The 12309-nt window shown below is 67.9% G+C and carries 10 protein-coding genes; 3 read left to right on the forward strand and 7 right to left on the reverse strand.

Translation table 11 applies throughout. The annotated features are described in order from the left end of the window. Positions 1 to 16: 16 nt before the first annotated feature. Complete coding sequence (locus ACIG5A_RS30570) at positions 17 to 1342, reverse strand: tannase/feruloyl esterase family alpha/beta hydrolase (RefSeq protein ID WP_397246330.1); 1326 nt, start codon at positions 1340 to 1342, stop codon at positions 17 to 19. Positions 1343 to 1499: 157 nt separating this feature from the next. Between ACIG5A_RS30570 and ACIG5A_RS30575 the strand changes: the two genes are divergently transcribed. Beyond that, positions 1500 to 3398, forward strand: coding sequence for a helix-turn-helix domain-containing protein (locus tag ACIG5A_RS30575; protein WP_397246332.1), 1899 nt, complete (start codon positions 1500 to 1502; stop codon positions 3396 to 3398). Here the strand turns inward: ACIG5A_RS30575 and ACIG5A_RS30580 are convergent, their stop codons facing one another. The 3 genes from ACIG5A_RS30580 to ACIG5A_RS30590 are packed head-to-tail and all read right to left on the reverse strand — an operon-like array spanning position 3399 to position 7436. After that, the gene (locus ACIG5A_RS30580) at positions 3399 to 4751 is read right to left on the reverse strand and encodes a cytochrome P450 (RefSeq protein ID WP_397246334.1); all 1353 of its coding nucleotides are present in this window, start codon (positions 4749 to 4751) and stop codon (positions 3399 to 3401) included. Continuing rightward, entirely contained in the window at positions 4748 to 5839 is a 1092-nt protein-coding gene (locus ACIG5A_RS30585) for an alpha-hydroxy acid oxidase (RefSeq protein WP_397246337.1), read from the reverse strand. The genes ACIG5A_RS30580 and ACIG5A_RS30585 overlap by 4 nt, the downstream gene beginning before the upstream one ends. A gap of 7 nt (positions 5840 to 5846) precedes the next feature. Continuing rightward, positions 5847 to 7436: an NAD(P)-binding domain-containing protein gene (locus ACIG5A_RS30590; RefSeq protein WP_397246339.1), complete on the reverse strand. Its 1590-nt coding sequence runs from the start codon at positions 7434 to 7436 to the stop codon at positions 5847 to 5849. 310 nt (positions 7437 to 7746) lie between these two features. Here ACIG5A_RS30590 and ACIG5A_RS30595 point away from each other — a divergent pair, with 310 nt between their 5' ends. Then, positions 7747 to 9060, forward strand: coding sequence for an MFS transporter (locus tag ACIG5A_RS30595; protein WP_397246342.1), 1314 nt, complete (start codon positions 7747 to 7749; stop codon positions 9058 to 9060). After that, on the forward strand, positions 9057 to 10238 hold the full coding sequence (locus ACIG5A_RS30600; RefSeq protein WP_397246344.1) for a 4-hydroxybenzoate 3-monooxygenase: 1182 nt from the start codon (positions 9057 to 9059) through the stop codon (positions 10236 to 10238). The genes ACIG5A_RS30595 and ACIG5A_RS30600 overlap by 4 nt, the downstream gene beginning before the upstream one ends. A 4-nt stretch (positions 10239 to 10242) precedes the next feature. On the opposite strand, the gene ACIG5A_RS30605 is transcribed toward ACIG5A_RS30600, so the two are convergent. The 3 genes from ACIG5A_RS30605 to pcaD are packed head-to-tail and all read right to left on the reverse strand — an operon-like array spanning position 10243 to position 12246. Next, on the reverse strand, positions 10243 to 11070 hold the full coding sequence (locus ACIG5A_RS30605) for an IclR family transcriptional regulator C-terminal domain-containing protein (RefSeq protein WP_397246346.1): 828 nt from the start codon (positions 11068 to 11070) through the stop codon (positions 10243 to 10245). Between the two features lie 19 nt (positions 11071 to 11089). Then, positions 11090 to 11476: a 4-carboxymuconolactone decarboxylase gene (gene pcaC, locus ACIG5A_RS30610; protein ID WP_397246348.1), complete on the reverse strand. Its 387-nt coding sequence runs from the start codon at positions 11474 to 11476 to the stop codon at positions 11090 to 11092. Next, positions 11473 to 12246: a 3-oxoadipate enol-lactonase gene (pcaD, locus tag ACIG5A_RS30615; protein WP_397246350.1), complete on the reverse strand. Its 774-nt coding sequence runs from the start codon at positions 12244 to 12246 to the stop codon at positions 11473 to 11475. Before pcaD ends, pcaC begins: the two co-directional genes overlap by 4 nt. Positions 12247 to 12309: the final 63 nt, after the last annotated feature.

Raw genomic sequence — 12309 nt, forward strand, 5'->3', positions numbered from 1 at the left:
GGTGGATCCTCGTGATTCAGTTGCGCAACACGCATGTGTTGGCCAGATCGCCGGAGACCGGGCGCGGCAACGTCGCGTCCGGTGGCGGCGGTTGCCCTGCGGCGGTCCAGGATTCGAGCGCGGTGAAGGCGCCGCGGAAGCACGGCAGCAGCGGGCGCAGCAGATCGGGATGACTGTCGTACAGGCTGTCGGTGTGGTTGCCGCCCTCGATCCGGTAGTACCGGTGCAGCGCCCCGTTGCCCTGGTCGCGGATCAGTCCGGCGTAGACGTCGGAGTCGAGACCGATCGGCAGCAGGGTGTCGAGTGTGCCGTGAATCGTGAGGAGCGGCCGCTGGATTCGGCCGGTGAGCGATACCCGACGCATGGCGTCGTGGACGGCGGCCGGGCGCGCGGCATAGTCGTATTCGGCATCGCTGCCGGCGTAGCCGGGGTCGAATTCTTGACGGTAGATCCGCTGGGTCAGCTCCCAGTAGACCTTGTTGTGATACTCCCACAGCGGTTCCGATTCGGCCGGAAATCCCGCGGCGTGTACGGCATCCCGATCGGCGGGGTAGGCACGCAGCGCGGAAGGCAGGAAGGTCAATGGATTCGGGCCATCCGCCTGCCACAGGCTGCCCTCCCAGTCGACGCCGCCGTCGTAGAGCCACGGCGCATTCTCCAACTGCCAGCGAACCAGGTAGCCGCCGTTGGAGATACCGGCCATGTAGGTGTGCTTCGCCGGCCCGCCGTAACGTTGGGCGACGACGGCCTGTGCGGCCACCGTCAGCTGGGTGACCCGGTTGTTCCATTCGACGAGCGCATCGCCAGGTGTGGCGCCGTCGCGGTAGAAGTCGCTCCCGGTGTTGCCCTTATCGGTGGCGGCGTACGCGTAGCCCTTGGCCAGCACCCAATCGGAGATGGTGAAATCGTTCGCGTACTGGCGGCGATTGCCCGGCGTTCCCGCGACTACGAGACCACCGTTCCAGTTCTCCGGTAGTCGAATGACGAACTGGCTGTCGTGATTCCAGCCGTGATGGGTGTTCGTGGTGGACTCGTCCGGAAAATACCCGTCGATCTGCATACCGGGCACGCCGACCGGATTGCGGGCGCCTGCCGGGTGCAGTCCCGCCCAGTCGGCCGGAACCGTGTGACCCGAGGCGACCGTGCCCGCGGTGGTCAGATCGTCGAGACAGGCGACGATCTGCCGCTGGGCACCTAGCACGAGCGGTGCCGAGCACGCCGCGGGACGGATAGCGGCACGCTCGTCGGTCGTGTGCATGGCAACGGCGGCAACGGATCCCGCGACGACGGTGGCGACCGTCGCGGTCACGGCATACGTTCTCAGGCGGTGGAACAGCGACATCGAGCGTCTCCTCGGGGGCGGGAATGCCGGAAATTCTGTTCGCTGACAGCCCGCGCGGCGAGGTGGCCATCCGCCACACTTCACGACCGGAATGTGGGGTGAGTCACCATCGAAGCCGATGGCCGATAGTGTGCGCGGGCGGTTCACAATGATCGCCATGACTCGCGAGATCTTCCTGGAAATGCTCGAACGGGAAGCCCCCGCTGTCGAATTCGAAGCGCCGCTGCTGGAGGCGCGTGCCGCGGGCGCCTCGGCGGCGACGCTGGTCGAGTTGGCGGCGACCAAGCTCGCCGCGCTGCGGGTCCGTGCGCTGCTGGAGCGCCGGGCGCGCCGTGAGGCGGAGTTGGCGGCATTGTTCGATACGGCAAGCGATCTGGCGGGTCTGCGCGATGTCGACGCGGTATTGCAGGCCATCGTGCATCGCGCGCGGCGGTTGCTGCACGCCGACGTCGCCTACATGACCCTGCCCGATCCGGAGCGCGGCGATACCTATATGCGGGTCACCGACGGCTCGGGCGCGCAGGCGTTCCGCGCGTGCCGGCTGCCGATGGGCGCGGGGCTCGGCGGGCTCGTCGCGCAGACCGGCATGCCGTACTCCACCGCGGATTACTTCGCCGATAAGCGTTTTCACCACACCGAGGGGATCGACAGTGCGGTCAGGGAAGAAGGGATCGTCGCCATCCTCGGTGTGCCGATGAAACTCGGCGATCAGGTCATCGGGGTGCTGTTCGCCTCGCACCGCTCCGCGAGACCCTATGCGCCCGAGGAGATCGCCTTGCTTGTCTCGCTGGCCGCGCACGCGACGATCGCGCTGGATTCCGCGCGGCTGCTGACCGACACCAGGACCGCGCTCGCCGAACTCAGCGCCGCCAACGCGGCCATCCGCGCGCATTACGACACGGTGGAACGCGCTGCGCAGGCGCATGATCGGATGACGGACCTCGTCGTGCGCGGCGGGGGAGTCGAAGACGTGGCCGCGGTCGCCGCGGACATTCTCGGTGGCGCGCTGCTCGTCCTGGATGCCGGTGGCCGCCGGATCGCCGTCGCCGACCTACCCGGCCGCGACACACCCGAGGAACTCGGCGATGAGCGGATCGTCGGCGAAATCGCCACCACCGCGGCACAACTCGGCCGGACGGTGCAGCGGAAACAGCTGTGGGCGGCGCCGGGTGGGGCGAGCAGTGAGCCGCTGTGCACCCTCGTACTGCATCACCCGGCCGACCTATCGCCTTCGGACCAGCGGATTCTCGAACGCGCGGCGCTGGTCACCGCGCTACTGCTGCTGTTCCGCCGCAATATCGCCGAGGTCGAGGGACGCGTGCGCGGTGAGCTACTCGACGATCTCCTCAACGGGCGGGTGCCGAGCCGCGACGCGTTGCACGGCAGGGCCGCGCTGCTCGGTATCGATCTCGCCCAGCCCTATGTACTGGTCGTCATCGACCATGGCGAGCAGCGCCGGACGGCCAGGTGGACCACCGGCTACGTCATGTCACGCCACGGCTTGGCGGCCACTCGTGGCGACCACACGGTGTTGCTGCTGCCCGGCGCGGATCCCACGGCCACCGCGCGCGAGGTGGCACGGGATCTCACGGCAGCGGTCGAAACCTCCGCTACCGTCGCCGGTGCGGGCCCGGTCGACCTTCCCGCTGCCGCTCCGGCCGCATACCGTGAGGCGCGCCGGTGCGTCCAGGTGCTGCACGCGCTGGGCAAGCAGGGATCGGCGGCCAGCGTGCGCACCCTCGGCTTCGTCGGCCTGCTGATCAGCCAAGGGGCCGACGTGCTCTCGTTCCTCGACAGCACACTCGGCCCCGTCGTCGACTACGACCGGCGTCGCGGCGCCCCGCTGATCCACACCCTGGAAACCTATTTCGCCACCGGCGCCAGCCTGAGCAACAGCGCCAAACGCCTGCACATCCACGTCAATACGGTGACCCAACGCCTGGAAAGGATCACCGGCCTGCTCGGCGAGGGCTGGCAGCACCCCGACCGCGCCCTGGAGATCCAGCTCGCACTGCGACTGCACCGGGTCCGCGAATCGGCCGTCTTCGCCGACTGATCACGGCATATCCGCGAAGTAATTCCGGCACAGCTGCTTTCGGCGCGCGTCCCAGACCATGTAGCTGCCGAGCACCAGCTGAACGATGCTGCGCGGCACCGTTTCCCAGCGATCGCGCTGCCGCATGAAGGCGAGGCGAGCCGAACGCCGCCGGTCCGAGGTGTGGTGCGCACGGGATATCAGCAGGCACGGGCCGCGGTTGGGCAGCGATCGGGTGTGTTCCGCTGAGGATTCGAGTCGATAGCGGCGCAGCACTTCTCGTGCCGCGACCCGCATGGTCAGGGCGGCGAAGCCGCGGGCAGGACACGGCCGGTTCGTCGTCATGCCGAACGGGATGTAGTGCGGTGGTTTCGATTCCGGCGCCAGCCACCTGTCCGGGTCGAATCGGTGCGTCGCGTCGCCTTGCTGATAGCCGGGATAGTCGAACAGCAGCACCGAACCCGGCGGGATGGCGGCACGGCCGTCGGCGCGCGGGATCGCCCCGGTGGTGATTCGGTGTGCCACACCGAACAGCGGGTAATGCCAGAGTGTCTCGTCGATGACGCGATCGAGGTAGTCGTCGTCGGCCGGGTCGGTGAGCAATCGCCGCTGCACCCGCTGGTCCGTGGCGATGGCGAGCAGCAGGTGTGCCATCCCCTCCGACATCTGCACGACCGCGGTGTTGAAGAACGTGCCCTGTAGGTAGTACGCCTGCTCCCATACCGACAGCGACGTGGGCAAGGGAACGGGCGGTGGCTCGGTGACGAGTCGTTCCCGCAGGTAGTCGGTCAGCCGGGCGCGCCGGTCGAGATGGCGCAGCGCGGTGCATTTGATCGAGCTGACCACATCGTCGGCGTTGCCGGTGATCAGTTCCCGCACGCTCCGTGGACAGCGCTGGCGGAAGACCAGTTCGAAGTAGACCTCGGCCCAGATCGGCATCATCAGGTCCCGCAGCCGCACGGAGTGGATGCGATCGGCGCCGAGATCGTCGAGCACGCCGCGGGTGCAGCGCGAAACCAGTTCCGTCCATTGGCTATAGGACAGCCCGGCGAGAATCTGCCGGGTGGTCCTTGCGACATCGTCGTACCGCGCGCCGGGTTCGAGATGTTCTTGATGCACCTGCGGGCCGGGCGCGAGCCAGTACCAGAAAAGGTCGGACAGCGCGGCGCCACGGCTGCGGCCGTTCGCCGCGGGATGCCCGTAAACCTGTTTGAACTCCTCGATCGGTATCTGCGGGCCTGGCGCCGCGATGCCGTCTTCACCGTTGACCCACACGAAGATTCGCCCGCGCAGTGCGACAACGGCGCGGGGCAGCCAGCGCGGCAGGCTGACGACGAGCGCGGCGAACAACCCGCTGATGATCAGCCGGTTCATCCGGTCACCGTCCGCCGCACCAGATCCGGGGTCAGGTCGCGGACACCGGTCGCACCGCACAGCGTCATCGCGTGGTCGAATTCGTCGCGCAGCAACTCGAGCACGAGGCGCACCCCCGCTTCACCGCGCAGCCCGAGGCCCCACAGGATCGGGCGGCCGAGCGCCACCGCCGATGCACCGAGTGCCAGCGCCTTGATCACGTCGGTGCCGCGGCGCACCCCGCCGTCGAGCACGATGGGGATCCTGCCTGCCACCGCGGTGACGATCTCGGGCAGCAGATCGATGGTGGCCGGTACCGTATCCAGCTGCCTGCCACCGTGATTGGACAGCAGCAGACCGTCGACGCCGTGCTGCACCGCGATGCGCACGTCCTCGGGATGCAGCACGCCCTTGAGCAGGATCGGCAGCGCGGTGATCCCGCGCAGCCAATCTATGTGCTGCCAGGAGATCTCGGGTGACATCACGATCTGATGCAGCTGTCCTGATTCGCCGTCCCGCAGATCGCGCAGATTCTGGCACGCCAGCCCGGATGGGAGGTCGGCGAATCCGTTGCGCAGGTTGCGCTCGTTCGGCCCGCGGGCCGGCGAGTCGACGGTGACCACCAGCGCGGTGGCGCCCGCGTCGGTGGCGCGCCGCACCAGCGTTTCGGTGATCTCCAGGTCCGGCTGGATGTACAGCTGGAACCACAGCGCCGCGGGACCGCCGGTGACCGCCCGTGCCGCGTCGGCCATCTCGCCCACCGATACGGTCGCCGCCATGCTGGCGATCGTGACCGTGCCCGCCGCCGCGGCCGCCCGGACGGTGGCGAGTTCACCGTCCGGATGGACCAGCTTGTGGAATGCGGTGGGCGCCACCAGGATCGGCATACTCGGCTGGCTGCCGAACAGCGTCACGCCGAGTTCGCGCTTCGCGCTGCCACGCAGCACACGGGGGAGCAGCCGCAGCCGGGCGAACGCGGCCTCGTTGTCGCGCACGGTGATCTCGTCGCGCGCGCCACCCGCGATGTAATCGATGTAGACCGGATCGAGCACCGCGCGCGCCGCGGCCTCGATCTCCCGCAGATTCAGCACATCCGGTGGGGCAGGCACGGCGATCTCACCGTCCGGACACGGTGGCCGCCGACGCCGCCAGCGCGTCGGCGAAGAAATCGTGCAGCGGCGCCCGATGCGCTTTCGGGTCGTCCCAATGGTTTTCGAGATTCTCCGCCATGTGATGGGTCGCGATCAGCGCGCCGCCCAGGTAGTGGCGGATTACCGGATGCAGATAGGCGGCGTCCACGGCCTGGTCGACCGCGTTCTGCGCGGTGCGCCGGACGGTGATGTCGAACGGATCGACCTTGTCGTGGTCGGGGCCGTATTCCAAAGTGACGGTGAACAATCCCGGCGCGTGCGCGCTGTCGCGCACGTAGTCGACCGGTACTTCGTCGTGGTACTCGGCCTGCCCGTCCGGTGTGACGACGATGAGGTCGCCGATGACCCCGAACTGCTGCCACAGCGCCGAGCTGCGGTTGACCCTGGCCACCACGGCATCGGTGAGCGCCGCCGGTGTCGCGTCGATGGTCCGATACGGCCATGGCCGATCGTGATGGCGCTGGTCCAGTATTCGACCGAGTGCCCGGACCGCGTAGCGGAATCCGTGGATGAATCCGCCGGTGGACTTGCGGTAGTCGCGCTGCTGCATCAGCGTGCCCGCGAAATACAGGCCGGGTACGTTCACCGACTCGTATGCGGAGGTCAGCGCAGGCAATTTGTCGTGGATCGCCAGTTCGGGGCGGCAATCCTGCTCGAATATCGAAGCGTCGAAACGGAATCCGGTGCAGACGATGACGCGGTCGTAGCTCAGTTCCTTGATTACCTCGTCGGCCCGCGAAAAGCTGAAGCGCACCAGGTACTTTCCGTCGGCGTTCCGATCGATCGACAGTACGTCGCCGTCGAGCAGCGCGTTCTGCGATTTGAGCTGATAGGTGTCGAGGAAGTTGTTGTTGACCGCCCGCAGGTGTCCGACATAGTGGGTGTTCCAAGCCATTTTGACGGAGTGCGGCCCCGCCACGTGGATCACCGCCGCGGTCGCGACGAGGTTGTCCGCGGTTTCGAAGGCGGAGTTGCCTTTCCCGATGATGAGGACCCGCTGGTCGATGAAATCCTCGGGCACGACGGATACCGTGCCGTAGAGCTCGGCCGTGTCGATCCCGGGGATATCGGGAATTCGCGGCTTGCTCACACCGGTGGCGATCACCAGTCGCCGGGCCCGATGCTCGCGGCCGTGCTGGTCGGTCACGGTGAACCCGCTGTCGTCGCGGTGGATGCGCACCGCGTCGGTGTCATAGGCGATGTCGAGGGCGTGCGCCTTCGCGAAGTCGGCCAGGTAGCGGCCCATATCGTCGGCCTGCGGAAAGTACTGCTTGCTGTACCGGGTGAAGAGCAGTTCCGGATCGGCGGATAGCAGTGAATTCCAGTCCATCCGTAGGTTCAGCTCAGGGTCGGTGGTGCCGGTGTGTGGCTTGTTGATCGAGATCAGCTGGCGGTGGCGGGGAAAGGTCAGAAAGAAGGCCCCGGGCGCGTTGCCGCGCTCCAGGATTCGATAGCGATGCCCCGCGCCGTGCAGGAAGTGCCCGAGCTGGAGTCCGCCGGGCCCGGCGCCGATGATGAGGTAGTCGAGGAGATTGCCAAGAGGTTCGGTGTGCACATGTCCTCCCGAGTGCGGCTTGCGCGCGTTGGTGGCGCATCCATTGTTACGGGAAATCGGCACTGCCCGTTCAAGGTTCAACTTATTGACCGGACAACATCCGGTGAAACCGGTTGTGTCAGTACGTTATTCATAAGGTCAACTGGTCATTCGCGGCGAAATCCAGCGCGCGGCAAGCGGTTGTGGTCGGTGGGGTGCAACCAGCCCGTGCGGTGTCGGCGCTGCTCGTCGACCGGCATCCATACCGTGACGAAACTTTTCAGGGGCGGGTGGTTGGGTCAGTGCCGGGCGCCGATCTGAAACGGGCGCCTTGACATGCGCGGCGACCGGTGACTACCGTCACAGCGAACAACATGCGCACAAGTGTGCGCAATGCGAACGGATTGGGACGATGCGTAAACTCCTTTCGTGGCCGGCGGCACTGTGCTGGCTCACCGTTCTGCTTGACGGTTACGACCTGGTCGTCCTCGGTGCGGCCATCCCCACGCTGATCGAGCAGCACCATCTCGGCTTCACCGCCGCCCGTGCCACCTTCGCCGCGACCATCTCGCTGGTCGGCGTGGCGATCGGCGCGGCGGGGTCGGGTCCGCTCGCCGACCGGTTCGGCCGTCGCAAGGTGCTGCTCACCTCGATCCTGCTGTTCTCGATATTCACCGCCGTCGTGCCGTTCGCCGGGGCGGTCACCGTCTTCGGCGCCTTCCGGTTCATGGCCGGGCTCGGCCTCGGCGCCTGCATGCCGACCGCGCTGACGCTGATGGCCGAGCACATGCCCGCCTCGCGCCGTGCCTTCGCCAGCACCATCACCATGACCGGCTATCACACCGGCGCGGTGATCACCTCCCTGCTCGCGCTGCGGCTCGTGCCGCACTGGGAGCCGCTGTTCTACATCGGCGGCGCGGCCGGGCTGCTCCTGTTGCCGGTGATGTGGGCGAAGCTGCCCGAATCCGAGGCGTACCTGGCGAGCAGGACGGCGCCGAACCGCGTCCAGCCGACGGTGCTGCTGCAGCGCCCGTATCTGCGGGTGACGCTCGGTGTTTGGGTCGGCTCGTTCATGGGCCTGCTGCTGGTGTACGGGCTGAACACCTGGCTGCCGAAGCTGATGCGCGATGCCGGATACAACATGTCGACCTCGCTGACGTTGCTGCTGGTGCTGAATATCGGCGCGGTGATCGGGCTGCTCATCGCGGGCACGCTCGCCGATCGGCGCGGCACCAAGCCGACGGTGCTTGCCTGGTTCGGTGCGGCCGCGGTGCTGCTCGCACTGCTGAGCGTGAAGCTGTCGAGCAACCTGCTGCTCAATGTGGTGGTGCTGGTGACAGGCATCTTCGTGTTCTCGGCGCAGGTGCTCATCTACGCCTATGTCACCCAGGCCTACCCGGCCGAGGTGCGGGCGACCGCGCTCGGTCTCACCGCCTCCGTCGGCAGGCTCGGCGCCATCTTCGGCCCGACGATCACCGGGTGGTTCATCATCGCCGGTTCGGCCCATCCGTGGGGCTTCTACTTCTTCGCCGCGGTGGCCGCGGTCGGCCTGCTCGCCATGGCGGTCGTGCCGCGTTTGGCCGTGCACCGCGCCGAGCGGCCGGCAGCGAGCATCACGGCGGGCTCGGAAGGCTTTGCCGCATGAGGACATTCAGGACCCAGGTCGCCATCGTCGGTGCGGGCCCGGCCGGACTGATGCTCTCGCACCTGCTGCACCGCTCGGGCATCGATTCGGTGGTGGTGGACAACAGAACTCACGAGCAGATCGCGACGACGATCAGGGCCGGGATACTCGAGGCGGGTTCGGTGCGGCTGCTCGTCGACTCCGGCGTCTCGGATCGCGTGCTGACCGAAGGGGATCGCCACGACGGTGTGGTGCTGCGGTTCCAGGGTGACAACCATCGGATCGATTTCCAGGACCTGGTCGGCGAATCCGTCTGGCTGTACCCGCAAACCGATGTATTCCTCGACCTCGCCGCGCGTCGCAAGGCCGACGGCGGCGACGTCCGCTACGGCGTCTCCGGCACCGCGGTCGATGGCTCCGGTGACCGTCCGACCGTGGATTTCATCGACGCGGACGGTACTCCCACGCGCATCGAGGCGGAACTGCTTGTCGGCGCGGACGGTTCACGGTCGATCTGCCGCCATGCCTTTCCGGAAGGGGCGCGCACCGAATGGTTTCGCGCCTATCCCTTCGCCTGGTTCGGGTTTCTCGCCGAAGCGCCGCAGTCGCATCCCGAACTGATCTACACCCGCTCCGACCATGGGTTCGCGCTCATCAGCCAGCGCACCGCGACGACGCAGCGGATGTATTTCCAATGCTCGCCCACCGAGCAGGTCGACGCGTGGGACGACGACCGGATCTGGTCGGAGATGCGAAAGCGTGTCAACGGCAACGGTTTCGAGCTGAAGGAGGGGCCGATCAGCGCCAAGATGGTGCTGCCGTTCCGCTCCTACGTCACCGCCCCCATGCGGCACGACAGGATGCTGCTCGCGGGCGATGCCGCCCACACCGTCCCGCCGACCGGCGCGAAGGGGCTGAACCTCGCACTCGCCGACGTGCGCGTGCTGCACGAGGTGATCGCGGAATTCTTCACGCGCGCAAGCGAAGACGTGCTGGACACCTACACCGGTCGTGCGCTCGACCGGGTATGGCGGGCACAGCATTTCTCCTACTGGATGACGTCGATGCTGCACACCGCCGAGGACGCGTCCCCGTTCGATATCGAGCGGCAGCACGGCGAGCTCGCCTCGATCATCGGATCACGGCACGGCGCAGCGTATCTCGCCGAGGCGTACACCGGCTGGCAGCACCAGAAATGACGGCTCAGCCCAGGCGGGTGACGGGCGTGGCGACGGCGAGTTCGCGCTCGATCCGCCCTGCCGCGGCGAGCAATGGCGCGACCAGTTCGGTCCGGATGGAATCCATGCTGCGGCGGCTGGCATGCGTCGAGATGTTGACGGCCGCGACCACCGTGCCGGAATGGTCGCGCACGGGCGCGGCGACCGAGCGCAGGCCCTCCTCCAATTCCTGGTCGACGATCGAATAGCCCTGAGCGCGGACCTCGGCCAGTGCCGCGCGCAGCGCCGCGGCGTCGGTGAGCGTGTGCGCGGTGCGCGGCGCCAGCGGTGTGCCGTCGAGGTAGGCGTCCAGCTCGGGCGTGCCCAGCCCGGCGAGCAGTACGTGACCCATGGAGGTGGCGTAGGCGGGAAACCGGGTGCCGATATTGATGCTCACGGTCATGATCCGCGACGCGGCGACGCGCGCGATGTAGACGACGTCCGCGCCGTCGAGCACCGAGACCGAACTGGACTCGTGCACCTCGGCCGACAGCTGCTCCAGATGCGGCTGTGCCACCTCGGGCAGCGTCATGCTCGACAGATACGAATAGCCGAGCTCGAGCACCTTCGCCGCGAGCGAGAAATGCTTGCCGTCGGTGCGGACATAGCCGAGATCGGCCAGGGTGAGCAGGAATCGCCGGGCCGCGGCGCGGGTGAGGCCGGTCTGGCGGGCGACGTCGGACAGCGTCAGCAGCGGATGCTCGGCATCGAAGGCCTTGATGACGGCGAGGCCGCGTTCGAGGGACTGCACATGATGGGCGCCGCGCTTGGTGTCGTCGCGGTCCATCGAGTCGTCGAGCTCGTCGCTCGCCATTCTGTCCTCCTCGGCTGTGCTACGTGGCGGCTTCGTCACCGAGTTCGGCCAGCACCTGCTGCCCGATGGCGAACGCGGCATTCGCCGCGGGCACACCCGCGTAGGCGCCGGTGTGCAGCAGCACCTCGGCGATCTCGGCGGCGGTGAGGCCGTTGCCGATCGCGGCGCGCACGTGCATCGCGATCTCCTCGTGCCGCCCGAGAGCGGTGAGGACCGCCAGCGTAACGCAGCTGCGAGTGCGCCGGTCCAAGCCCTCACGCGTCCAGATCCCGCCCCACACCGACTCGCTGATGTACTCCTGGAAGGGGCGGGTGAATTCGGTGGTGCGGGCGATCGCGCGGTCGACGTGCGCGTCGCCGAGCACCTCGCGCCGGACCGCCATGCCCTGCTCGGCTCGTTCGTTCATGCGTGGTCCTTCAGCTGCTCGATGATCAGGTCGTTGATCGCGCCGGGTTGCTCGGCGCTCGCCAGATGGGCTCCGGGGGAGAGGATTTCGAAGCGGGCGCCGGGGATTTCGGCGGCGATGCGCCTGCCGTGCCCGGGTGGCGTCGCGGGGTCCTCGTTGCCCGAGATGACCAGCGTCGGTGCGGTGATGCGCGTGAGCCCGGCGGCGATATCCATCGTCTCGATCGCGGCGCAACACGAGGCATAGCCCTCGGCGGGCGTCGCCGCGATCATGGCTTCGTAGTGGCGCATGCGTTCGGGGTTGGCGGCGCGCCATGCCTCGCTGAACCAGCGCTGCGCGGCGGCGGATGCGATCGCCTGTGTCCCTTCGGCTCGTACGAGGCGGGCGCGCTCCGCCCAGCCGCTCGGCGGGCCGAGTTCGGCCGAGGTGCAGCACAGCGTCAGCGTGCGCAGCCGGTCCGGTGCGTGCTGGGCCAGCCACATGCCGACCATGCCGCCGAGGGAGAGGCCGACGAAGTCCGCCGTCGCGATACCAAGCCGGTCGAGCAGTGCGACGGTATCGCCACCGAGGTCGGCGAGTGTGTACGGACCGGTGGGCACCGGGGAGCCGCCGTGCCCGCGGTGATCGAAGCGCACGACGCGGTAACCCGCCTCGGTGAGCGCGCTCACCTGCGGCTCCCACATACGCAGATCGCTGCCCAGCGATCCGCTCAGCACGACAGGCGATCCCTCGGCGGGGCCGTCGATGACGTAGTGCACAGCGGTGCTCATGATTGCCTCGGCTCTGCCGGGAGCGATACGGCTGTCCCGGTGGCTCGCTCACTCGCGTCCGCG

Origin of the sequence: Nocardia sp. NPDC052566, assembly GCF_044547285.1 — a bacterium.
GTDB lineage: Bacteria > Actinomycetota > Actinomycetes > Mycobacteriales > Mycobacteriaceae > Nocardia.